Origin of the sequence: Clostridiisalibacter paucivorans DSM 22131, assembly GCF_000620125.1 — a bacterium.
Taxonomy (GTDB): domain Bacteria; phylum Bacillota; class Clostridia; order Tissierellales; family Clostridiisalibacteraceae; genus Clostridiisalibacter; species Clostridiisalibacter paucivorans.
This window is the reverse complement of record NZ_JHVL01000045.1, coordinates 1-23,444: the sequence shown is the minus strand read 5'-3', so window position 1 is coordinate 23,444 and position 23,444 is coordinate 1. Positions and strand designations below refer to the sequence as shown.

The 23,444-nt window shown below is 32.6% G+C and carries 23 protein-coding genes and 1 pseudogene; 11 read left to right on the top strand and 13 right to left on the bottom strand.

The window, feature by feature from the left end:
- The 4 genes from Q326_RS0111900 (at position 1) to Q326_RS0111885 (ending at position 5,252) form a co-directional block, all read left to right on the top strand.
- Positions 1 to 1,053 carry an ABC transporter substrate-binding protein gene (locus Q326_RS0111900; RefSeq protein ID WP_026895597.1) on the top strand — a complete coding sequence of 351 codons (1,053 nt, stop codon included), beginning with the start codon at positions 1 to 3 and terminating at the stop codon, positions 1,051 to 1,053.
- Between the two features lie 23 nt (positions 1,054 to 1,076).
- On the top strand, positions 1,077 to 2,783 hold the full coding sequence (locus Q326_RS0111895; protein ID WP_026895596.1) for an adenine deaminase C-terminal domain-containing protein: 1,707 nt from the start codon (positions 1,077 to 1,079) through the stop codon (positions 2,781 to 2,783).
- A gap of 89 nt (positions 2,784 to 2,872) precedes the next feature.
- Positions 2,873 to 3,913 (top strand): amidase domain-containing protein, encoded by a 1,041-nt coding sequence (locus tag Q326_RS17265; protein WP_051531432.1) that lies wholly within the window; start codon positions 2,873 to 2,875, stop codon positions 3,911 to 3,913.
- A gap of 34 nt (positions 3,914 to 3,947) precedes the next feature.
- Complete coding sequence (locus tag Q326_RS0111885) at positions 3,948 to 5,252, top strand: amidohydrolase (protein WP_034602092.1); 1,305 nt, start codon at positions 3,948 to 3,950, stop codon at positions 5,250 to 5,252.
- Between the two features lie 140 nt (positions 5,253 to 5,392).
- On the opposite strand, the gene Q326_RS0111880 is transcribed toward Q326_RS0111885, so the two are convergent.
- From Q326_RS0111880 to Q326_RS0111850, 7 genes are all read right to left on the bottom strand, one after another.
- Positions 5,393 to 6,451, bottom strand: a complete 1,059-nt coding sequence (locus Q326_RS0111880; protein ID WP_026895594.1) for an electron transfer flavoprotein subunit alpha/FixB family protein — start codon at positions 6,449 to 6,451, stop codon at positions 5,393 to 5,395.
- Between the two features lie 12 nt (positions 6,452 to 6,463).
- Positions 6,464 to 7,261 (bottom strand): electron transfer flavoprotein subunit beta/FixA family protein, encoded by a 798-nt coding sequence (locus Q326_RS0111875; RefSeq protein WP_026895593.1) that lies wholly within the window; start codon positions 7,259 to 7,261, stop codon positions 6,464 to 6,466.
- A gap of 47 nt (positions 7,262 to 7,308) precedes the next feature.
- Positions 7,309 to 8,445, bottom strand: a complete 1,137-nt coding sequence (gene acrC / locus Q326_RS0111870; RefSeq protein ID WP_026895592.1) for an acryloyl-CoA reductase — start codon at positions 8,443 to 8,445, stop codon at positions 7,309 to 7,311.
- A gap of 88 nt (positions 8,446 to 8,533) precedes the next feature.
- Entirely contained in the window at positions 8,534 to 10,090 is a 1,557-nt protein-coding gene (locus tag Q326_RS0111865; protein WP_026895591.1) for an acyl CoA:acetate/3-ketoacid CoA transferase, read from the bottom strand.
- Positions 10,091 to 10,271: 181 nt separating this feature from the next.
- Positions 10,272 to 11,471, bottom strand: a complete 1,200-nt coding sequence (locus tag Q326_RS17260) for a GntP family permease (RefSeq protein ID WP_051531430.1) — start codon at positions 11,469 to 11,471, stop codon at positions 10,272 to 10,274.
- A gap of 108 nt (positions 11,472 to 11,579) precedes the next feature.
- Positions 11,580 to 11,999: a MaoC family dehydratase gene (locus Q326_RS0111855; protein ID WP_026895590.1), complete on the bottom strand. Its 420-nt coding sequence runs from the start codon at positions 11,997 to 11,999 to the stop codon at positions 11,580 to 11,582.
- A 497-nt stretch (positions 12,000 to 12,496) separates the two neighbouring features.
- Positions 12,497 to 13,279 (bottom strand): enoyl-CoA hydratase-related protein, encoded by a 783-nt coding sequence (locus tag Q326_RS0111850; RefSeq protein ID WP_034602090.1) that lies wholly within the window; start codon positions 13,277 to 13,279, stop codon positions 12,497 to 12,499.
- Positions 13,280 to 13,422: 143 nt separating this feature from the next.
- Here Q326_RS0111850 and Q326_RS0111845 point away from each other — a divergent pair, with 143 nt between their 5' ends.
- From Q326_RS0111845 to Q326_RS0111830, 4 genes are all read left to right on the top strand, one after another.
- On the top strand, positions 13,423 to 14,844 hold the full coding sequence (locus Q326_RS0111845; protein WP_034602089.1) for a sigma-54 interaction domain-containing protein: 1,422 nt from the start codon (positions 13,423 to 13,425) through the stop codon (positions 14,842 to 14,844).
- Between the two features lie 194 nt (positions 14,845 to 15,038).
- Positions 15,039 to 16,706, top strand: a complete 1,668-nt coding sequence (locus Q326_RS0111840; protein WP_026895587.1) for a 2-oxoacid:acceptor oxidoreductase subunit alpha — start codon at positions 15,039 to 15,041, stop codon at positions 16,704 to 16,706.
- Positions 16,706 to 17,554 carry a 2-oxoacid:ferredoxin oxidoreductase subunit beta gene (locus tag Q326_RS0111835; protein WP_026895586.1) on the top strand — a complete coding sequence of 283 codons (849 nt, stop codon included), beginning with the start codon at positions 16,706 to 16,708 and terminating at the stop codon, positions 17,552 to 17,554. Before Q326_RS0111840 ends, Q326_RS0111835 begins: the two co-directional genes overlap by 1 nt.
- A gap of 175 nt (positions 17,555 to 17,729) precedes the next feature.
- Positions 17,730 to 18,308, top strand: a complete 579-nt coding sequence (locus tag Q326_RS0111830; protein WP_026895585.1) for a glycerol-3-phosphate responsive antiterminator — start codon at positions 17,730 to 17,732, stop codon at positions 18,306 to 18,308.
- Here Q326_RS0111830 and Q326_RS0111825 read toward each other — a convergent pair.
- The 4 genes from Q326_RS0111825 to Q326_RS0111805 all read right to left on the bottom strand — a co-directional run bounded on the left by Q326_RS0111825 (position 18,301) and on the right by Q326_RS0111805 (position 20,681).
- A complete protein-coding gene (locus Q326_RS0111825; protein ID WP_026895584.1) occupies positions 18,301 to 18,759 on the bottom strand; it encodes a hypothetical protein in 459 nt (152 codons plus the stop codon). The two genes, Q326_RS0111830 and Q326_RS0111825, sit on opposite strands and share 8 nt — an antisense overlap.
- A 70-nt stretch (positions 18,760 to 18,829) precedes the next feature.
- On the bottom strand, positions 18,830 to 19,033 hold the full coding sequence (locus Q326_RS18280; protein WP_245592101.1) for a UPF0236 family transposase-like protein: 204 nt from the start codon (positions 19,031 to 19,033) through the stop codon (positions 18,830 to 18,832).
- Between the two features lie 65 nt (positions 19,034 to 19,098).
- Positions 19,099 to 19,953: an IS3 family transposase gene (locus Q326_RS0111810; RefSeq protein ID WP_084489638.1), complete on the bottom strand. Its 855-nt coding sequence runs from the start codon at positions 19,951 to 19,953 to the stop codon at positions 19,099 to 19,101.
- A 23-nt stretch (positions 19,954 to 19,976) separates the two neighbouring features.
- Positions 19,977 to 20,681 carry a helix-turn-helix domain-containing protein gene (locus tag Q326_RS0111805; protein ID WP_034602087.1) on the bottom strand — a complete coding sequence of 235 codons (705 nt, stop codon included), beginning with the start codon at positions 20,679 to 20,681 and terminating at the stop codon, positions 19,977 to 19,979.
- A 94-nt stretch (positions 20,682 to 20,775) separates the two neighbouring features.
- Between Q326_RS0111805 and Q326_RS17255 the strand changes: the two genes are divergently transcribed.
- The 3 genes from Q326_RS17255 (at position 20,776) to Q326_RS19195 (ending at position 22,160) form a co-directional block, all read left to right on the top strand.
- Entirely contained in the window at positions 20,776 to 21,207 is a 432-nt protein-coding gene (locus Q326_RS17255) for a helix-turn-helix domain containing protein (protein ID WP_205687674.1), read from the top strand.
- Positions 21,208 to 21,302: 95 nt separating this feature from the next.
- Positions 21,303 to 22,046 carry an IS3 family transposase gene (locus tag Q326_RS17250; RefSeq protein WP_156936304.1) on the top strand — a complete coding sequence of 248 codons (744 nt, stop codon included), beginning with the start codon at positions 21,303 to 21,305 and terminating at the stop codon, positions 22,044 to 22,046.
- Complete coding sequence (locus Q326_RS19195; RefSeq protein ID WP_084489640.1) at positions 22,047 to 22,160, top strand: IS3 family transposase; 114 nt, start codon at positions 22,047 to 22,049, stop codon at positions 22,158 to 22,160.
- A gap of 35 nt (positions 22,161 to 22,195) precedes the next feature.
- Here Q326_RS19195 and Q326_RS0111790 read toward each other — a convergent pair whose 3' ends face one another.
- Positions 22,196 to 22,456 carry a hypothetical protein gene (locus tag Q326_RS0111790; protein ID WP_026895581.1) on the bottom strand — a complete coding sequence of 87 codons (261 nt, stop codon included), beginning with the start codon at positions 22,454 to 22,456 and terminating at the stop codon, positions 22,196 to 22,198.
- 678 nt (positions 22,457 to 23,134) lie between these two features.
- Positions 23,135 to 23,444, bottom strand: a pseudogene (locus tag Q326_RS17245) (IS3-like element ISAzo10 family transposase); the annotation flags it as partial.

The following is a 23,444-nucleotide window of genomic DNA, read 5'->3' as shown; positions in this document are numbered from 1 at the left end:
ATGAAAAAAATTGCTTTAATGCTTGTAGTAGTTTTAGTATTATTTAGTGTAGTAAGCTGTGGTCCTAAGGAAGAACAAAGTGCTGAAGGTCCTACAGAGTTAGTTATTTCCACATGGGGATATAATGAGGATATCCTTTGGGAAGATGTATTTAAGCCCTTTGAGGAGGAACATAATGTAAAGATTGTGCTGGAAACAGGAAATAATTCAGAGAGACTTACAAAGCTTAAAACTAATCCCAATAGTACTGTAGATATCATGTATTTGGCAGAGGCATTTGCACAACAGGGAATAGATGAAGGATTATTTGAAGAGATTGATTATAGCAAGCTTTCTAATGGGGAATATATACATCCAAAGGCTCAATATATAGTGGATAGAAATTCTGGACCTGCATATACATTGAATCGTGCAGCTATATGCTATGATCCCAATAATGTAGATATTGAGATAAATTCTTGGAATGACTTATGGGACCCATCTCTTAAAGGAAAGATTTCTATACCAGAGCTTTCTACTACATTTGGTCCATCTGTAATGTATATAGCCTCCAATAAGGCAGGTGTAGATATAACTACAGACAATGGAGAGGCAGCATTTAATGAGTTAGAAGCCCTTAAACCTAACTTAGTTAAGACATATTCAAGGTCTTCAGATTTGGCAAATATGTTTTCAAATGGAGAAATAGCTGTGGCAGTAACTGCTGATTTTGCATTTGACAGAATCAAAGATGCAGTACCAGATGCAAAGTATATAGATCCAGCAGAAGGTGGGTATATAAATTTTAATACTATAAATATAGTTAAAGGGACAGAAAATTTAGATTTAGCCTATGAGTTTATAGACTATGCATTGAGTAAAGAAGTACAGGATAGAACATCTAAATCATTAAGTGAGTCTCCAATAAATACCCAAGTTGAATTATCAGAAGAGGATGCAGCTAAACTTACTTATGGTGAAAATGTAGATAAAGGAAATACAATAGACTATACGTTTGTAAATACTGTTATGAATGAATGGATTAATACTTGGAATAGGATATTAAACCAATAAGTTAAAAAAGGGGTTGAAATAAGATGGTAGTGGATTTAGTTATAAAGGATGTGCAAGTATATAATGCCTATTTCAAAGAGTTTGAATCGGCTGATGTAGCTATTCTAGAAGGAAAATTTTTATATATAGGCAAAGAAGAAATAAATAGACTGGAGCCTAAGATTGAGATAAATGGAAATAACAACTATATGATACCAGGGCTAATAGATATCCATATGCATATCGAAAGTTCCATGACTACTCCTTATCATTTTGCCCAAGGGATTATACCCCACGGCACTACCACCATTGTATCTGACCCCCATGAAATTGCCAATGTATTTGGAACAGAAGGAATAAAGGCTATGATTGATAGCTATACAGAGAACGCCGTAGATATATTCTACGGCGTTCCCAGTTCTGTACCATCTACATCAGAGGCATTAGAGACTACTGGTGGTGTGATAAAAGAAGGAGATGTCAAGGATATAATAGGACTAGATAAGATCTGTTGTCTAGGAGAAGTTATGAATTTTAAGGATTTAATAGGGGATAAAGATAGTCTAATAAACAATATAATAAATATCTTTAAAGAAAGGGCACCTCATATGCAATTGGAGGGACATTGTCCTAAGATATGGGGATTGGATTTAGCCAAATATATATATACGGGAGTAGATGCAGACCATACCCATCAAACAGTAAAGAGTATTGAAGATAAGATAAAAAATGGTATGTTTATAGAGATCCAGGAAAAGTCCATGACCCAAGAAAATATAGATTATTTAGTAAAAAACAATCTATATGAGCATTTTTGTTTTGTAACTGACGATGTAATGACAGATAAATTATTGGATGGACATTTGAATACATTAGTTAAAAAGGCTATAGATATGGGAATGCCTCCAGAAATGGCTATATATTGTGCCACATATACACCATCAAGGAGAATGGGTTTTAGAGATAGAGGAGCAATATCTCCTGGTAAAATAGCAGATTTTATACTTCTATCTGATTTAAATACCTTTAATATAAATGCTGTATATAAGATGGGAAGAGAAATATTTAATGGAAATATAATGTATAAAGATGGGAGGAATCAGTTTCCTAAAGAATTTTATAGGTCAGTAAACCTGGATAAAGTATCTAAAGATAGTTTTTTAATAGATGCACCCATAGATAATGGAGATATTACCTGTAGAATTATCCATGTAAATTCAAATTCCACATTTACTAATGAGGTAGAAGGAAATATCCAAGTATTGTCAGGAAGGCTAGACTGGGAGCAGTCTCCCTATTGTTTAATATCAGTATTTGATAGATACGGAAAAAGCAATAATGTGGGATATGGGTTAGTCACAGGCTCAGCTATAAATGAAGGAGCAGTGGCATCTACATATGCCCATGACCACCATAATCTTATGGTAATGGGGAAAAACAGTAGAGACATGACAATAGCTACCAATTGGATAATAGAAAATCAAGGGGGATATTGTGTAGTTAAAGATGGTGAAGTTTTAGCTGCTATAAAATTACCTGTGGCAGGTATCCTTTCTGAGGAAAAGATAGACATATTGGGAACGGACCTTAAAAAGGTAAGGGATGCCATGAAAAAGCTAGGATATAACCACTACAATGAAATAATGTCATTTAGCACACTGTCTTTACCTGTAAGCCATGATTTGAAAATTACAGATAAGGGATTAATAGATGTAAAGGAGCAGAAAATAGTTTCTTTATTTAAAATATAGTTTGTCAACAATCTAACCTGTCTTTTCCACAGAAGACAGGTTTCTTTTACTATATATTGTGAATATCATATAGTAATTGGGGTGATATTGTGGAAAAAATCAAAAAAATTATTGAAGGATTTTATAGTGTTCAGTATCAGGCATATTTAGATATGGATTATAGAGACTTAACAGATTATCTTTATATGTATAATGAACAAAATATTAATAAGGTTAATATGCTAAATATGTTAGTGGCTCAAAGAAGGTATATTGATAAAAACAATTATGGGTATGTGGAAAAAGAGCAGTTTCCATTGGACTTTGATTATAGAGATATAATATTAAAAGGAAATTATGGGGAAGTGACTTTATTTATAAATACAGATACAAATAAGGCATATCCACCTTTTATACATTCTGGTCTTAATACCTTTAAAATAATAAAATATAAGGGTCGTTGGAAGATAGTAGAACATAATTATCAGGGGGAAAACATGTTTGAAATATCTAAAATAAGATTAATGCCTAGAATGAAAGTTAGTCAATTATTATTTATAGTTGATTTTCAATATACAAGGGATTTAATTGTGTATAATAAAACTGATGGTATACAAAGTATAAACGGTACAAAGTACTTGTATAACAGTGATAGAGCAGTGAACTATGCCAATAAATATGTAATAGATAGAAATGAGAAGTTTTATACTGCATCGGGCAATGGAGGCGATTGTACAAATTTTATATCTCAAGTAATATGGTATGGATTTGGGGGGAAGGATAGCAGTGAATCTATAAACGCTAAATATATGATGGTACCTGGAAATACCTATGTAGAGGGTTGGCATGCCAATGCATGGGGAGGTTCTAGAAACTGGGAGAGTGTAAATCATTTTTGGACTTATATGACTAGAAATAAAGGTTTAAATGAATTGGGACCACGAGTAAATATAGTACCCAATATAAATTATTTATATGAGGGTGGCATTATGCAAATAGATTTTACTAATGATGGTAGTTATAACCATACAGTTGTATTGGTAGATAAAGTTAAACAAAAATTTGCCCAACAATCTGCTAATACTTACAGATATTATTCTGATTATGTAGGGATAAAGAGATTCTTTAATCCTCAGTATATGATCAATTGATGATATATATAAATTTAATAAGGGAGAGATAGGGATGATTATTAAAAATGTAAATATACTGACCATGGATAGGGAAAAGAGAGTTATAAAAAATGGAGTAGTAATTATTGAAAAAGATATTATAGTGGATGTAGGGGACAATAAGTTGCTAGACAAATATGAAGATGATTATATAATAGATGGACAAGATGGGATACTTATTCCAGGGATGGTAAATGCCCATACCCATGTACCTATGGTTGTATTTAGGAGTCTTGCAGATGATGTACCCGATAGGCTTAAAAGATACCTTTTTCCATTGGAAAAAATGTTAGTAAATAGAGAATTGGTCAGCATAGGATCTAAATATGGTATATCGGAGATGCTTCTTTCAGGAGTAACCACTTTTGCAGATATGTATTATTTTGAAGACGAAGTAGCCCAAGCTGCTAAAGAAATGGGAATAAGGGCAGTGGTGGGAGAAACTGTATTAAACTTTCCTGCTCCTGATTCAAGCATTCCCTATGGGGGATTGGAATATGGTGAAGATTTTATTAGCAAATGGAAAGATGATGATATGATAATCCCTGCAATAGCTCCCCATGCGCCATATACCAATGATGATGCTCATTTGAAGATGGCATTTGATATTGCAGAAAAATATGATGTACCAATTATGATGCATGTGGCAGAGATGGATTATGAGTGGGCTCAGTATAAGGAAGACTACAATATGACTCCTGTGGGATATTTAGATAGTATAGGTGTTTTGAACAATAGATTCTTAGCTGCCCATTTAGTCCATGTTACTGATGATGATTTACACATAATTAAAGATAGAAAAATAGGCATATCTCACAATGTAGGTGCCAATTCAAAAGGGGCAAAGGGTGTGGCTCCTGCAGTTGATATGTATAATATGGGATTAAAAATAGGATTAGGTACTGATGGCCCCATGAGTGGAAATACTTTAGATATAATTACTCAGATGGGATTAGTAGGCAAGGTGCATAAATTGTTTAATAGAGATAGGAGTTTATTTCCTGCTAAAGAAATCGTAGAAATGGCTACTACAGGCGGAGCTAGGGCATTAAATCTGGATCACAAGATAGGGAGTATAGAAGTTGGGAAAAAGGCTGATATAGTCATATTTGAAACGAAATCTATAAATATGCAGCCTGTATATGATTATTATTCCGTATTGGTTTACTCTGCAAATGCGGGAAATGTAGACACGGTTATAGTAGATGGAGAGGTATTGGTTGATAAAAAGATGCTTAAGAAATGTAATATAAATAATATATATAAAGAAATGAAAGGGCTGCATAACAATATAAAAAAAGTAGCAGAAAGACTATAGAATGACACCAATATATGTTCTAAAAAGGTCCTTTTTACCATAATTTTCATTATATATGATGAAGTTTTAAATATTGTAAGGGAAGAAAAAGTAGTAGTTGGTAGCCATTAACTATTGGCTACCAACTACAGATCATTGTATTATTTATTTTCTTCTATTGCTTCCAGTATACTATCTGCATCGTCTATTGCTGCCATTATTGCAGGAATTACATCATAAAGATCTCCCACAATACCATAATGTGCTACATCAAATATCGGAGCATCAGGGTTCTTATTTATAGCTACTATACATTCAGATTCTGCCATACCAGCTAGATGTTGAATAGCGCCAGATATACCACAGGCAACATATAATTTAGGTCTAACAGTAGTTCCAGTTTGACCCACTTGATGATCATGGGCAATCCAGCCATTATCAACAGCAGCCCTTGAAGACCCCACAACTCCTCCTAATTTTCCAGCAAATTTCTGAATGAGCTCAAATCCTTTATAATCACCTAATCCTCTACCACCAGAAACTATAATAGATGCATCTGCTAGGCTTACCTTATTTTTAGCAGCCTTTACAACCTTAACAACATTTGCTATTATGTCTTTTTCAGTAAGGGTTGGAGTTATATCTTCAATAACTCCTGTGCGATATTCATTATAATGGGCCTTTTCCATAACTCCAGGTCGAACAGTAGACATTTGAGGTCTATTCTTAGGACAAACAATTGTTGCCATAAGGTTTCCGCCAAATGCAGGTCTAGTTTGAAGTAATTTTCTATCGGTTTCATCTATTTCAAGTCGAGTACAATCGGCGGTAAGGCCAGTACCTACACGACCAGCAATCCTTGGCCCTAGATCTCTTCCAATAGTTGTAGCACCTATCAATACTGCCTCTGGTTTTCTTTCTTTGACTAAATCAGAGATAACTTTAGTATATGCATCGGTAGTATATACTTCAAGTAATTTGTGGTCTACTTTTAGTATATTATTTGCACCGTATTTTATAAGTTCTTCTGCTATATCTCCTACATTATGACCCAATAATACAGCAGTTAGCTCCACACCTAATTTGTCGGCAAGTTTTCTACCTTCACCCAATAATTCAAGGGCTATATTTAAAACCTTTCCTTCTCGTTGTTCAGCTATAACCCAAACACCTCTATAGTCATCTAAGTTGATTCCTTGATTTACTTTAGCGTTAGACATCTTATTCCCTCCTTATAATATATGTCTTTCTTTCATTCTTACTAAGAATTGTCTTGCTTTTTCTTCTGTATTGTTACCTTCCAATATTTCCCCTTCAAATTTTCTTGTAGGTACAAATGTTTTATAGACATTAGTAGGAGAACCCTTAAGACCTATTTGTGTTAAATCTACATCTAAATCTGCTACTGTAAGTTCTTTTATCTCAGCATTGGCAGCATTTTGGAATATTCCCCATGTAGACATATATCTAGGTTCATTTAATTCCTTAATAGCTGTCAATAATACGGGCATTTTAGATTCCACTACATAATATCCATCTTCAATTGCTCTATTGGCAGTTACCATATTTTTTTCTTCATCTATTTCCAGATTAGATACATAAGTTATTTGAGGAAGGTCTAAAAACTCTGCGATTTCTGGACCTACTTGAGCAGTATCTCCATCTATTGCCTGTCTTCCACAGAATATAATATCGTAATCTCCAATTTTTCTTAATGCAGAGGATATAATCGTTGATGTTGCCCATGTATCGGAACCAGCAAAGGCCCTATCAGTTAAAAGTACAGCTTCATCAGCACCCATGGCCAAAGCTTCCTTTAATGCATTCTTTGCTTGAGGTGGTCCCATGGTTAATACAGTAATATGGACATCTTCATGTTTATCCTTTATTCTCAATGCCTCTTCTAAGGCATTTTTATCATCAGGATTTATTATACTGGGAACACCATCCCTTATTAGCGTACCTGTTTCATTATTTATTCTAACTTCGTTGGTATCTGGAACTTGTTTCATACATACTATAATCTTCATTAAATTTACCTCCTTACAAGTCTTTGAATTTGAAGTATTAAAAATGACTATCTAGTAATCTGTGAAGCAATTACTATCTTCATGATTTCAGAAGTTCCTTCATATATTTCAGTTATTTTTGCATCTCTCATCATTCTCTCTAAAGGATAATCTTTCATAAAGCCATAACCACCATGCATTTGAACAGCTTTATGTGTAACAAACATAGCGGTTTCTGATGCCACAAGTTTTGCTGTGGCAGCTTCTTTTGTAAATGGTTTGCCTGATTGCTTTAAGTAAGAGGCATGATAGACTAACCATCTTGCCGATTCTATCTTTGAATGCATTTCAACAAGATACCATTGAAGACCTTGGAATTTAATAAGAGGTTTACCAAATTGGTTTCTTTCTTTAAGGTATTTAACAGTTTCTTCAAAGGCACCTTTAGCCAATCCTAAAGCCTGAGCTGCCATACCTACTCTACCACCATCAAGTCCAACCATGGCTATTTTAAATCCTTTACCTTCTTTACCTAACATATTTTCCTTTGGAATTCTACAATTTTCAAAAATAAGCTCAGAAGTAGAAGAAGCACAAATTCCCAATTTATCTTCGATTTTACCAATACTAAATCCAGGGGTATCCTTTTCTACAATAAAGGCTGTTATACCTTTAGTACCTTTAGATTTATCTGTCATTGCAAGGATTATATATGTGTCAGCTTCACCACCATTGGTTATGAAACATTTAGTACCATTTAATACATAATCATCACCATCAAGAACAGCAGTGGTTTGGACATTTGAAGCATCAGATCCCGCATTTGGTTCAGTTAATGCAAATGCACCTATATGTTCTCCAGTAACTAATTTTGGAATATATTTTTCCTTTTGTTCTTTAGTACCATATTTAAGCAATAGATTAATGGGAAGATAATGAACAGATACTATACCTGCTGTAGCACCACATTTTTTAGCTATTTCTTCTAAGACTATAGTCTTACATAATTCATCACCTTCTGCACCACCATATTCTTTAGGGAATGTTAGAGCTAAAAATCCATATTCCCCTAATTTTTTTATAGTTTCCCTAGGAAATCTATGGTTTCTATCTATTTCCTCAGCGATGGGTTCAATCTCGTTTTCAACAAATTGCTTTATAGATTGTCTAATCATTTTTTGTTCGTTGGTGAAGTCAAAATTCATTAAAATACCTCCTCTATTTATATTAAATATTATTAATTAAACTACTTCAAAAGGAGCCACGGCATTACATAACCGTGGTTCCAAGGGTCTAAAGAGAAATTCCCATAGGTTCATCTGTAAATATTTTTGTATCCATTTCCTTTAGATTCTCTGAAATGAGTGGCTTGAATTCCATCTGGTCAAGTATATCTTTTTGTAGATCAACCCCAGGGGCTATTTCTATAAGCTCTATACCTTCACTGGTAAGCCTAAATACTGCCCTCTCAGTGAGATATAATACCTCTTGACCTGATTCATTGGCATAATCAGCACTAAAGGATATTTGCTCAACTTCCTCTTTAAACTTTTTACTACTACCTTCAGTAGTTATTTTCAAAGAACCATCTTTAACTTCTGTTTTTAAACCCTTAGCAGTAAATGTTCCACAGAATATGACCTTTTTTGAGTTTTGAGTTATATTCACAAAACCACCAGGACCAACTACTCTGCCACCAAATTTACTGACATTTACATTGCCCTTTTTGTCTATTTCGGCAGCACCTAAACAAGCAATATCTATTCCGCCACCATCATATAGATCAAATATAAATCCTTGCTCATGGATTGCATCGGGATTATAGGTAGCCCCTATACCAAGACCAGATGCAGGAACTCCTCCCATAACACCAGATTCTATAGTCAAGGTAAATTTATCGGCAATACCTTCTTCACTGGCTGCAGCTGCAACTGCTTCAGGAACCCCTATACCGAGGTTTACTAACATATCATTTTCCAGTTCAAATAGGCCTCTTCTACCACAAACCTTCCTGGGGTTAAGGGGCATTTTTTCAAGGCTATCCAATGGTCTTCTAATCTGACCAGTCCATTCAGGTATGAATTTATCAAATAAGAATGATTGAACATTATTTTCATCTTTGCCAACAACTATATGATCTACTAGATGACTATGCACCCTTACATTTTGAGCATTTAGACTACCGTATTCTGTAATTCTTTCAACTTGAGCTATAACAATACCACCTGAATTTTTAGTAGCTTCTGCCATAGACAGTTGGTCAGCAAACAATGCTTCATTTTCAAGGGTAAGGTTTCCATGGGTATCAGCAGTTGTGGCCTTTATAAAGCAAACATCTATAGGGAAGCTTTTATACAATATCCAATCATTACCATCAATATTAACTATTTGATTTATAGGTTCTTTCTTTGCAAGTTCATTGGCACAACAGCCTTCGATCCTTGGATCTGCAAAGGTTTTTAGTCCAACATGGGTAAGTACTCCAGGTTTACCACCAGCTATTGCTCTTAACAAATGGACTGTGACCCCTTGAGGTACTGTATATGCTGGGAACTTATTTTGAGCAACAAGGGCACCAAGTTTTGGAGCAAGGCCAAGATGACCACAATAAAGCTTAGATATTAGTCCATCTAATGCCAGATGATTTAGTCCTCTTTCTTTTCCATCACCTATACCAGCACAATAGAATACATTGAGATTTTTAGGTGATTGAGTTTCTAAATATTTTTCCTTAAGACCAACTAAAAGTTCTTCAGGAATTGTAAAACCAACAAAGCCACCGATAGCCAATGTTTGACCATCTTTAATTAAATTTATAGCATCTCTAGTATTGATAATTTTATTTGACATTACCTATTCCTCCTTAAAGATAAAATCTTTTATAATTAAAGGTTTGTAAACCTTTATAATTAGTATGATAAATAAATGACTCTGATAGATAACAGCCCATAAATTAAAGGCTATGGTAAATTTGGGAATAATGTAAATAGTACTATTGCTAAAATTGTGGAGACCATGGGTAAAAATACTGTTAGCCAAAATACTGGAGCATAGGCATCTTTATGACTTTCACCACATATACCATTTGGGGTAAAGAGTCTAATCCACCACCAGCTATAGCCAAAACCCTATGAAGGGCTTCAGGAACAACGCCTCTAGCTATATATATTGGAGAAAGTAGAGGAACTGCTATACCCATACCACCTGATGCTGAACCAGTGATACCTGCAACTATACAAACTCCTATAGCGGCTCCAACCAGTGGAGGTCCAGGGATTTTAACAATGGCATCAACTAAAAGGTCAAAAGCAGGTACGGCTTTAACTACTGATCCAAACCCAACCACAGCACAGGTATTTGCGATGGCTGTTACTGCTGAAACTGAAGCCTCAGCAAAGGCATCTGTAATTGTATTTTTATCAACATATTTATAAAGGAGAATCATGCCAATAATAATTCCACATAGTACAGCAATTTCAACTTTAAAGTGTAGAGCATTTAAGAAAACTATAGAAGATATTAACGGTATAAAAGATAATCCTCCAGGAGGAAGTCCTTTATCTGGGTTTGACTGTACTGCATCTGATTCTCTAGATATAAAGTGTTCACCATTATCTGTAGCAGTTTTTACCATCTTTTCAAGCCATAATTGTCCAAATACTAACATAAGAGCAGCGACTACAATTCCTACAGTAGTACCAGCCATTGGTGTAGTATTAAGGTATTTTATAGGTATAATATTATGAATTTGTGGAGTACCGGGACAAGTCATAGCAAAGGTAATAGAACCAAAGATGATTGTACCAGGTATAAATCTTCTAGGTAGATTAGCTTCTTTAAAAAGCATAAGGGCTATTGGATACACAGTGAAACCAACTACGAAAACGCTTACACCACCATAAGCCAAAATACCACAGGCTAGAGTAACGGCTAAAAGTGCCTTGCCAGCACCTAATTTAGATACTATTAAATGTGCTATTGCAGCAGCAGCACCAGTTTCTTCCATGAACTTACCAAATATTGTACCAACCAAGAATACTGGGAAATAAGACTTTAAGAAAGAAACAAATCCAGCCATATATGTATCTGTTATGGCAGTATACAAGTTCAAATTACCTGCAAGAGCTACAATCAAAGAACAGAATATAGCAGTAAGTAAAATATGATAGCCTTTCATTATTAAGAAGGCTAGAAGAAAAAGTCCAACTATTAGACCTAAAATACTTAACATAAAAATTTACCCCCTCATATAGTTTTGATATTTAGATTATAATTTTTGATGCATATTTTATTAAAATTCCTGGCCAGGATTTAATATTCCAATCGTATAAATGTTAAATTATTCAAACATAACTATGGCATAACCCTCTGTAACTACTTTTCCATCTTGATTAATAACATCCGTTTTAATTTTAATTCTATTTTTATCTTCCCATCTCTCAACAACTTCTCCATTGGCAGTTAGGATATCGTCTATGAATACGGGAGCTTTAAATTTTAACTCTTGAGATACATATATAGCTCCAACGCCAGGCATTTTATTGCCTATTAGAGCAGATATAATACCTGCACTTATAACACCGTGGGCAATCCTTCTTTTGTACCTAGTGGTTTTAGCATAGTCTTCGTTCATGTGAATAGGATTGACATCACCAGTTAATTCTGAAAACTTTTGTACAGCATCCTCATCAATAATTTTTGTAAAACTGTCTTTAAATCCAATTTGTAAAATATGAAAATTACTTTTTTTAGGAATCATAAATAATATTTCCTCCCCCTCTGGTTAATTTATTAACGATTTACGCCCTTTTATAATCGCATAAACTGTGCCAATGTTTAAAAGTCTTATAAAAAAACACTAAAAAATTTCATAAAAATCAATTATAGACTAAAGAAATAGCAAAAAAGTTTTTTAAAAATAATTATTTAGGGTATAAAAATATCTTAAATGACAGTAAGTTTCTACCAATAAACTGTATAAAAAAATATAATGTGTATAAAAACATCTACAAAAGTTTAAAAAACATGCTATGATAAAGAAAATATATAGGTTTTAAAATATTAACAATGTTGAAAAAAATGTCGAAACAATAAAAATGTAGAGAAACCTCTACAAAAAATATTTAAAAAAATACTGAAAAAAACAATGGAAATATAGTGGTAAGTAATATATAAAATATAGATTTCAATATCTAATAAATATTGTTAAAAAAAAGCCATCCATTGACAATGGATAGCTTTTATAGTAGCTTGTTATTATTTATTTTTGAATTCAGGTTTTCGTTTTTCTACGAATGCTGACATACCTTCATCTTTATCCTCTGATGCAAAGGTTAGTGCGGCTAAATCTTTTTCTATCTCTAATCCTGTATATATATCTACTTCTATTCCTCTGTTTATAGCTAATTTTGAGTATTTTATAGCCATAGGGGCCTTAGAAATGATTAGTTTCATCATTTCTTCCGCTTCTTTCAATAATTCTTCTTTAGTAGTTACCTTATTAACTAATCCTATTGACTTAGCTTCTTGGGCATCTACAAATCTTCCAGTGTATATCAATTCCTTGGCGATTCCAGCACCTACAAGCCTACTTAGTCTCTGGGTACCACCAAAGCAAGGTATAACTCCAAGATTGACTTCGGGTTGGCCAAAGACTGCTTTTTCAGATGCGATTCTAATGTCACAGGACATAGACAGTTCACACCCTCCACCTAATGCATAACCATTTACTGCAGCTATAACGGGTTTAGGCAATGACTCTAATTTATTGAACACTCCCTGGGCAAATTCTGCATAGTCTCTTCCGCCTTCAGACTTGTAAGGAAGCATTTGAACTATATCTGCTCCAGCTACAAAGGCCTTTCCATCTCCACCAGTCACTATTAAACCTAGGATGTCTTCTTTGGATTTAGCATATTCTATAACTTGATCTAATTCCTTTAAAGTATCGTTGTTTAATGCATTTAAAGCCTTTGGTCTGTTGAAGGTAATAGTCAATAGACCTTCCTTTTCCTCTAATAATAAATTTTTTAGATCCATAAATGAAACCTCCTTTTGTATTTTGTTTTACATTTCATATACATAAGCAAAATTTATTCCAAGTTTATTTTGCTATATACCGTGAGTTTACTGTTTGAAATTTTCTGATATAATAAAAATAGAATACAAAAGGAGATGGTCCGATGGCCTTGGATACATTTAAAAGCTATGAAAATTATAAACTAGTTTTTGATGAAATCTTAAATATGACTGAAGATGGATTTGTAGTTACAGCTGTAGATGGAACTATCTTAGAGATAAATAAATCTTATTGTGATTTTTTAGGTACCAGTAAAGACTATGCCCTTGGAAGAAATATAAGTGAACTGATAAAGAATACCAAAATGATGGAAATTGCTTCAACAGGAAAAAAGGAAGTGGATGTAATCCATGAATTTGTAGATGGTCAGAAATATAATGGAGATGATTTTTTAGTAGTGACTAGATCTCCAGTAAAGAATAATGATGAGGTTATAGCTGCGGTGGCCCAGGTTAAATTTAGACTTCATACTATAAAATTGGCAGATAAATTGAAAAGACAGGATCAGGAATTAAAATATTATAGGGATGAGCTTAGAAGATTGGGTGAAAGCAAGTTCTCCTTTGAAAGTATAGTGGGGGTTAGCGATAAATTTGATGAAGTAAAGGTATTGGCTAAAAAGGCATCTAAAAACAATCTACCTGTTATGATAACAGGAGAGACTGGGACGGGAAAAGAAGTATTTGCAAACTCTATTCACTATGCCTCAGATAGGAAAAATAATCCTCTTATTAGGATTAATTGTGCTGCTATTCCAGCAGAACTTTTAGAGTCTGAACTATTTGGATATGAAGAAGGTTCTTTTACAGGAGCTAAAAAGGGAGGGAAAAAAGGAAAATTTCAATTGGCTGATGGAGGAACTATTTTCCTAGATGAAATTGGAGATATGCCTATGCATATGCAAGCTAAATTATTAAGGGTTCTTCAAGAAAATGAGATAGAGAGAATAGGGGGATACGAGCCAATACCCATAGATGTGAGGGTAATTTCTGCAACCCATCAAGATTTAAGGAAATTGATAAAAGAAAAGAAATTTAGAGAAGATCTTTATTATAGATTAAATGTAATAAATATAGAAATACCACCATTAAGACAGAGGCAGGAAGATATAGAATTATTTATGAATGACTTCTTAGAAGAATTGAATAAAAAATATAAAACTAGTACCACTATAACACCTAAGGCCATGGAGCTTTTACGAAACCATACATGGCCAGGCAATGTAAGGGAGCTTAAAAATGTAGTGGAGAGTGCATATGCATTAGCAGATGATGAAAGGATAGGTATAAAACAGTTGCCGTCTAATCTTATTACCTCTGGGAAAAAGTTTTCCATTGATGCTAAGGGAAATGATTTGGATTTTATACTGAATGAGTTTGAAAAGGAGATAATCTTGGATTATTTGAATAAAAATGATTATAAAATTTCTAAAACTGCTAGAGAACTAGGTATACACAGAACAACATTGTACAATAAATTGAAAAAACTTAATATAACCATATCTAAAAATATAGAAGTTGAATAGATATACATTTCTACAAAATTCCTTATTTGTATACAGATAAGGAATTTTGTTTTTTAATAGGAAAATATAGGGTATAACATATATTAAAGTTGTATACATTACTTTTAAAGAGTAATTGTATGATATCTAGAATTAATGTAATAGAAATGATGTAGATTATCTTGAAAAAAGTATTTTTATGGGGAGGTAAAGATATGGATTTTAGTGTATTAGTAGGTGGCGAAGCAGGTCAAGGGATGGACACCTTTGCACATCTTCTAGAGAAAACTTTGACCCGTTGTGGATTTTATGTGTTTTCACATAGTGATTACATGTCTAGAGTAAGAGGAGGACATAATTTTATTCAAATAAGATTTTCAGACAGACCTATATATACATATAATTTAAAAGTAGATATAGTGTTTGCCCTAAATGAAGAGACTGTAAATCTTCATAATGACAAATTGAATAATGAAGGTATAATTATTTCTGATAAAGGAATAGCCAAGGATAAAGATATAATCCATTTGCCGTTGATAGAATTGGCAAAGAAATTAAAGAATTCTAGGGTCTATCCCACTGTGGGATTAGGAGCTATACTGAAATATTTTGGGCTTCCAAGGGATGTGAGCAAAGGGGTCATAAAAGAGGAATTTAGCGATAGAATTGCAGAAGTGAATATGGGAGCATTGGATATGGGATATGATTTATTAGAACAAAGGTATAATTTACAATCTACAGAGGGTGAGAATATTTTAATAAATGGAAACCAGGCTGTGGGATTGGGAGCTATAGCAGCAGGATGTAAGTTTTATTGTGGATATCCGATGACTCCATCTACGGGAGTATTAAACTTTATAGCAGCTAATGCCGATGAAATGGGTATTGCAGTGGATCAAGTAGAGGATGAAGTGGCTGCATTAAATATGGCATTGGGAGCTTCTTATGCAGGTGTAAGGGCCATGACCGGTTCATCTGGGGGAGGATTTGCATTAATGGTAGAGGCATTGAGTTTGGCTGGGATGATAGAGGTACCAATAGTCTTGATAAATGTCCAAAGACCAGGACCAGCAACAGGGTTTCCCACTAGAACTGAGCAGTCAGATCTAAGATTTATGATCCATGCAGGTCATGGCGAATTCCCAAGGATGATTATGGCCCTTAGAGATACAGAGGATGCATTTTATCAAACAGTCAGAGCTTTTAATTTATCAGAAAAATATCAAATACCTGTACTATTAGTAAGCGATCAATACCTGGCAGATTGTATGACTACTAAACCATCCTTTGACTTCAGTAAAATTGAAATAAAAAGATATCTTGTAGAGGCTAAAGATATAACTGGAGAAGAATATAAACGGTATAAATATACAGATGATGGTATATCTCCTAGATTGATACCTGGAAAAGTACCAGGTCAGGTAGTATTGGTGGACAGTGATGAGCATGACCAATGGGGACATATTACTGAGAGTGGTGAAATTAGGATAAAAATGGTTGATAAACGAATGAAAAAATTTGGATTATTGAAGGATGAAGTGGAAGAACCATGGCTAATAGGTGATGAAAAACCGAAGAATTTAGTAGTTTGTTGGGGATCTACCTATGGTGCGGTAAAGGAAGCTGTAGACAGACTTAATGAAGAAGGCATATCTGTAGGAGCATTGGTATTTGGAGATATATGGCCATTTCCTACTAAAAGATTATTTGAAATGAACAATTTTGTTGAAAGAATAATAGACGTGGAACAAAATGCTACAGCTCAATTAGACAGTCTAATTAGAGAAGAAGCGTTGATTAAGTGTAGTGATAAAATATTGAAATATGATGGAAGACCCTTTAGTGGAGATGAGCTATATAACAGATTGAAGGAGGTATTATAATGAAGTATGAATATAAACTCTGTGAACCTTCCTGGTGTCCTGGATGTGGGAACTATATGATAAGGACTGCATTAAAACAAGCATTGGAAGAACTGGAAATAGAACCTCATCAGGTAGTCGTATCATCGGGCATAGGTCAGGCAGCTAAAATGCCCCATTATATAAAAGTAAATGGATTTAATGGGCTACATGGTAGGGCATTGCCTCCTGCCATAGGTATAAAAATGGCAAATAAAGATTTAAAAGTAATTGCAGAATCTGGTGATGGAGATACCTATGGAGAGGGTGGCAACCATTTTATACACACTATAAGGCGTAACATAGATATAACTCATTTTGTGCATGATAACCAAATATATGGATTGACAAAGGGGCAATCATCCCCTACCACAGCAATGGGGCAAGAGACTACTTTACAATTTGATGGAGTAAAAGTAGAACCTTTAAAACCTTTAGCTTTAGCTTTGACTATGGGTGCAGGATTTGTGGCTAGAGGCTTTTCTGGAGATATTCCACATCTAGTAGAGATTATGAAAGAGGCAATAAATTATAAGGGATATGCATTGGTAGACATATTTCAGCCTTGTGTGGTATGGAACAAGGTGAATACCTTTAGTTGGTATAAAAATAGAGTTTATCATTTGCCAGAGGATTATGACTATACAGATAAAGAAAGGGCATTTAAGAAATCTATGGAATTTGGGGATAGAATACCTATTGGTATAATATATAAAGTTGAAAAAGAAACCTATGGAGATAAGCTTGATACTATAAAGAATGGTAAATCCCTTGTAGACAGGGAACTTAATCCATTAGATGCAGAAAAGCTACTTAAAATATTCAGATAAGTGATAGTTTAGGGCAAAAGTTTTGTGGGTTTATATAAAAGTACATGATTGGCTGAACAGGATTATTATATTAATTTATAGACAAGATTTTGTTCAGCCCTTCTTTTTTCTTGTATGCCAATTTTTATAGTGATAAAATATAAACATAGAATGAATGTATTTAGGGGGTGTGTTTATGCTGGTAGATTTTTTTGATTGTTTAGTAGAACATCCTGTGATAGCTACAATAAATGACACTGAGAACTTAGATAAGGCATTGAATTCACCATGTAAAATAATTTTTTTATTATCAGGGAATATATTTAATTTAGAATATATAGTCAACAAGGTGAATGACAAAAATAAAAGCATATATATACATATAGATGCTATAGATGGTTTCTCTAAAGATGTGGTAGCATTAAGATATATAACAAGAAATATAAGACCTCAAGGTATTATAACAGCAAAGGACTCTCTTATAAAATATGCCAAAGATATGAGTATTTTTGCTATACAGAGGATATATTTATCAGATAGCCACTCTATCGATGTTGGTATAAGAATAGCTAGGGCTACAAGACCTAATGTTATTGAGGTTTTACCTGGTGTAATTCCCAAGGCAACAAAAACTATAAAGGATAGCGTAAATATACCGTTGATAGCTGGAGGACTTATGATGGATAAAAATGATATAATGAAAAGCATAGATGCTGGTGCTATAGGTGTATCTACAAGTAAGGAAAATCTATGGCATATAAGAGATTTTAATTAGGAAAAAAATTTTCCCAAAATTCAAAGTTTAAAATATTATCTTTCAATTTATATATTGTTGTATCTTCTAATTTCCACTCTATTCTATTGAATTTGTTCACAATAATAGCTGTATATTGATACATACCAATTCGGAAGAAATAATTATCTGTTTTTATAGATAGTTGGAAAGTATTTTTAGGTAATTCATGTCCATTTTCACTATAGGAACTACCCCAGACCTTTTTGTATTTATAATTCTTGAAGTAATTTATAATATTACTAATATCTTTTTTGTCTAAAATATCTATTTTTTCTGATTCTCTATGTAGAGTAATATTTATAATATCACCTTTATCTATTCCTATAATATCGTCTATATTATAGGTTTTATTTATTATTCCAATATATACATATGTAATTAATAATATAAAAATAATGAAGATATATGATTTCTTATTTAATCTAAACATAATACCCACCCCTTATGACAGTATATATAAATAATGATTAATAGACAAGTAGATATTTTTCTCGATAGTGTCAAGTTTTTTCAATAGAGTTAACAGCTATTTGACCACTTTTTTTATAAGAAGATTGTATAGCTTCATCTACAAGCTTCGCTTTTAAAGACGAATCTAATCTATCATGTATATCTATTCCCAATCTTTCATCTGATAAATATTTATATTCACTAGTTTTCTTATTTTTATAGTAGGTTCTTTTATAATTAACTTCACCAAATATGATGTTACCCCCTAAATCCGGACTGAACTGACCCTTGTCAAGTAGACAACTAATTTAATTAAGTTTTATGCACTTTTGGGTGTGTGGTTTCTATATTCTAGAGGAGCCATACACCCTAATCTTTTTTGAAATCTTTCTTCATTATAGAATTTAATATATTTGATTATTTCTTCTTTTAGATCTTCAAGAGATTTAAAGGCTTTTCCATAAAACATCTCAGCTTTTAAAATACCAAAGAATCCTTCCATAGGACCATTATCAATACATTTACCAACTCTAGACATACTTTGTGTCATCCCTGCTTTATTAATCTTATTTTTAAAGGAATTATTAGTATATTGAAAACCTCTATCGCTATGAAATATTGGCTTTGCATTTGGATATTTTTCAATTGCTCTATCAAACATTTTAAACACTAAGGAGTTATTGTTTTTAAAAGATAATTCATATTCTAAGATAGAGTTATCGTAAAGATCCATAATTGGACTTAGATAAAGCTTTCTATTATCCCCAGGAATTGAGAATTCAGTTACATCTGTGAGCCATTTTTCGTTAGGTAACTTGGCTGTAAAATCTCTTGATAGAATATTCTCTTTTGTATATTCAGGCTTTATTCTTCTACGATTAACTTTCTTTTTTCTGATTCTGGCAGATATGCCCAAATATTTCATAAGTCTGTGTATATATCTTTGTGAAAATGATTTGTGATTTAGCCTATTTATGAACATGGCCATCCTTCTATAACCTAATATCCCATCAAAACTTGAGTGATATTCATTGATTAATGAGCAGATTAACTCATCTTGTTTTTCTTTTTCGGGTTTAATTCGCTTTTTATACTTGTAGTAGCCACTTCTTGATATATTGAGTAACTCACATAGAATTGTTATGGCATATCCCTTTTCTTTAAAAAAATCTATTGTTTCATACTCTACTTGGTATCTTACTTTTGAGAGCGAAGCTTTCTTTCCAACTCTTCTTTTTTTTTAAGAACTTCTAGTTCAAATTCTCTTCTTTTTCTTAGAGATTTCTCTCTTTCAAGTTCTAATTTTAATAATTCAACTTCTGTTAAATCACTTTCGTCAACCTCGGACTTTGGTTTTGGTCCGCGCTTTTGATACCTCAATGCATCGTCCCCTTTATCTATATATGCCCTTGTCCATTTGTATACTAATGCATAAGTTATTGCATATCTGTAAGCTGCATCCTTGTAGCTCATATCATTTTCAATAACCCATTTAACTATCTCTAATCTTTCTTCAAATGTAGTTTTTCTAGATTTCATGGTATAGACATCTCCTTTAGGCATATAATCCTTGATTTCTATATCATTATACCATTTATTAACCCAGCTTCTAACTACCCTTTTATCAATATTATGTTTAGCTGCTAAATCTATATAAGATCCTTTGTTAGTTATATATTCTTCTATAACTTCTAGTTTAAACTCTTTGGTGTAAGAATTGTTTCTCTTTGTAGTATCAAATGCATTGACCCCATGTTCTCTATATTTAAAGTACCATTCTCTTAATGTTGTCCAATTAACTCCAATTTCCTCGGCTATGCTTTGAAAACTACCTTTACCTTTCTCATAGTCTTTGCATGCTTTCATTTTTATTTCTATACTATATTGTGATTTCTTTCCCATAAAAAACACCTCCAAAGTAGATTATCTAATTTTAATTAATTAGACTGTCTACTTTGGAGGTATCATATCAGACACGGACTTAGGGGGTTTTGCTATGTCAAAATATTCATTTGAATTCAAATTAAAAGTAGTACTAGAATATTTAAGCGGTAAATCTGGAGGCTACGGTATTTTAACTAAAAAATACAATATAAGTGATAATAGTCAATTGCGAAAATGGGTAAATCAGTATGAGCAATTTGGTGAAGATGCTTTAAGAAAGAAGATGACCAAGACATTTTATTCTGGAGAATTTAAACTAAGTGTAATACAATATAGACAGTTCAATAAATGCTCTTACAGAGAAGTTGCTAATCCATCAACAATTGCTAGTTGGCAAAGAAAGTACTTAGAGGAAGGCTTTGAAGGGCTTAGTAAGTCTATGGGGAGGCCTAGTAATATGTATAAAGTAGATAATGAAAAAAACATATCTAAACTAAATAAAATAAATGAATCGGAAAAAGAGGAACTTATAAAATTAAGATAAGAAAATGAATTTTTAAGGGCCAGTTTAGCTTATGAAAAAAAGCTAAAAGCCTTAATTCGGGAGAGAGAGCAAAAAACAAGGAAAAATCAAAGGTAATAATAGAATTATGGCAAAAGTTTACTCAAATAAGATTAAAAACCTGGTTGGAAATATCAGGTTTACCCAAAAGCTCATTCTATGAGTGGTTAGAAAAACTAAATAAGCTTGATGAAGAAGAACTAAAAATAGTAAATATGATAAAAAATATATTTGAAGAATCTAATAAAACATATGGATATAGAAGAATAACTATTAAATTAAAGAAGTTAGGTATAAAAATAAATCATAAAAAGGTATATAGGATTATGAAAGAAAATGGCCTTAGATGTATCAAATTTACTAGGAGATCTAGGGGCTATAGTTCATTTAAAGGTGAAGTAGGTAGAATAGCAGAAAACAAATTAAATAGGCAGTTTAATGTCTCGAATCCTAATGAAGTATGGGGAACAGATATAACTGAATTTAAGATAAGTGGAAGTGATAAAAAGTTGTATCTATCACCGATAATGGATCTATTTAATAGCGAAATAATATATTTTAATATTTCTACTTCTCCAACTGTAAAGTTTGCTACTGATTCTTTAGATAAGGCTCTCAAGTCATTACCAAAAAAACATAATTTGACAATTTATTCTGACCAGGGATTTCACTATCAACATATTCATTGGGTGAATAGACTAGAAAAAAGAAAGGTTAAGCAAAGCATGTCTAGACGTGGAAATTGTATAGATAATTCACCAATGGAAAACTTCTTTGGACTATTAAAACAAGAAATGTATTATGGGCAAAAATTCACATGAATTAAAGAATTACAAAATAAAATTGTACAATATATTTGCTGGTATGACAACGAGAGAATAAAAGCAAAATTAAACGGCATGTCACCTATTGAATATAGGCAACAAGCCGCATAATTTAAAATATTAACCGTAAGTCCGGATTTTAGGGTTCACATCAATATTGTAGCTATAGTTTTTTTGTCTGCTTTTCTCTGAACAGTCCATTTTTCTTTTCTTAAATTATCCAGTTTTACTAAATAATCCACTGTTTCCAACGCTTTTTGTACTATCTGTACGCCTATATCATCAAGGATTTTTTCAGTATTTAAAATGAATTCCGATATATTTTTATGGTTCGCCAAAGTATTAATTAAATTTTCTTTTGTTTCATTGATGATTTTTTGTGAAATTCCATGTATAATAGTTTCCAAGAGAGTTCCTCCTCTGATGTTGGTCTTGTCACTTACATCATAATATATGGAGGAACTCTCTTTTATTTTTTGTAATTTTATCTACAATAATTTTACTCTAAGTTTTTCTCTATAACAATTGTTAAGTAGAATATTTAATGTTAAGGCATGAAAAATTTGAAGAAATTACATATAATAGCAATTACATAAAATCCTTGATACACAAAAATTTGACATATTATATATAATATGTTACATTGCACATAGTAAACTAAAAATATAATAAAGAGTAATATATCAAGATAATATTTAAAAAAAGAACAAAAGAAATATTTTAAAAAAGGTAATATTAATAGAATTTATGGTTTTTCACAAAAAAATAGGCTTAGGGTAGAAAAATATTTTATTAAATCTATACAAATATTAGTTGTTAACTACAACCTTGTACTATTAGTATTAATTTTTGGAAACTGCTTTGCTGTTGATCTAATCGAAGAGATGCAATATTTGAGTAGGCGGCATATGATAACTAAGTCAGGAAGAATGTTGTGTTGAAATAACCTTATGGTTTTGCAAGAAAGAAAAGAATTATCCTTTAGGCTATAGTGTATAAGGTTTGTTATTTTTTAATACAGCATGTATTATATACACTAATTTCCTTGCAACAGCACCTATGGCCGGTGTTTGTCAAGTAAGTTGTCATAGAACTTTTTTCTTAAGCTTCTCGTTTTTGTATAAATCATCGGTTGGATTAAGGCTTACTATTTCAACCTTATCCCAATTTCTTATACCTTTAGACCATCTATTAGGATTTTTTGATTTAGCATTTTTATAGACTTCTTTTCTATTTGCAAGTATTTCATCATCTAAACCATAATGTCTATCATGTGGAGTTACATACTTTATACCACTATGAAGGGATTCTTTATTATAAAAGTTTACAAATTCAAACACCCAGCTCCTAGCTTGCTCAATAGACTCAAAGCCTTTGGTTGGAAAATCTTTATTG

Coding starts and splice junctions, on each gene's coding strand:
- Q326_RS0111880 (WP_026895594.1), bottom strand. CDS start 6,451: ATGTCTAACGCTAAAGTAAATCAAGGAATCAACTTAGATGACTATAGA.
- acrC (WP_026895592.1), bottom strand. CDS start 8,445: ATGAATTTTGACTTCACCAACGAACAAAAAATGATTAGACAATCTATA.
- Q326_RS0111835 (WP_026895586.1), top strand. CDS start 16,706: ATGAAGTATGAATATAAACTCTGTGAACCTTCCTGGTGTCCTGGATGT.
- Q326_RS0111895 (WP_026895596.1), top strand. CDS start 1,077: ATGGTAGTGGATTTAGTTATAAAGGATGTGCAAGTATATAATGCCTAT.
- Q326_RS0111830 (WP_026895585.1), top strand. CDS start 17,730: ATGCTGGTAGATTTTTTTGATTGTTTAGTAGAACATCCTGTGATAGCT.
- Q326_RS0111825 (WP_026895584.1), bottom strand. CDS start 18,759: ATGTTTAGATTAAATAAGAAATCATATATCTTCATTATTTTTATATTA.
- Q326_RS0111885 (WP_034602092.1), top strand. CDS start 3,948: ATGATTATTAAAAATGTAAATATACTGACCATGGATAGGGAAAAGAGA.
- Q326_RS0111845 (WP_034602089.1), top strand. CDS start 13,423: ATGGCCTTGGATACATTTAAAAGCTATGAAAATTATAAACTAGTTTTT.
- Q326_RS0111865 (WP_026895591.1), bottom strand. CDS start 10,090: ATGTCAAATAAAATTATCAATACTAGAGATGCTATAAATTTAATTAAA.
- Q326_RS17255 (WP_205687674.1), top strand. CDS start 20,776: ATGTCAAAATATTCATTTGAATTCAAATTAAAAGTAGTACTAGAATAT.
- Q326_RS0111855 (WP_026895590.1), bottom strand. CDS start 11,999: ATGATTCCTAAAAAAAGTAATTTTCATATTTTACAAATTGGATTTAAA.
- Q326_RS0111875 (WP_026895593.1), bottom strand. CDS start 7,261: ATGAAGATTATAGTATGTATGAAACAAGTTCCAGATACCAACGAAGTT.
- Q326_RS0111805 (WP_034602087.1), bottom strand. CDS start 20,681: ATGGGAAAGAAATCACAATATAGTATAGAAATAAAAATGAAAGCATGC.
- Q326_RS0111850 (WP_034602090.1), bottom strand. CDS start 13,279: ATGGATCTAAAAAATTTATTATTAGAGGAAAAGGAAGGTCTATTGACT.
- Q326_RS17260 (WP_051531430.1), bottom strand. CDS start 11,471: ATGTTAAGTATTTTAGGTCTAATAGTTGGACTTTTTCTTCTAGCCTTC.
- Q326_RS0111840 (WP_026895587.1), top strand. CDS start 15,039: ATGGATTTTAGTGTATTAGTAGGTGGCGAAGCAGGTCAAGGGATGGAC.
- Q326_RS0111900 (WP_026895597.1), top strand. CDS start 1: ATGAAAAAAATTGCTTTAATGCTTGTAGTAGTTTTAGTATTATTTAGT.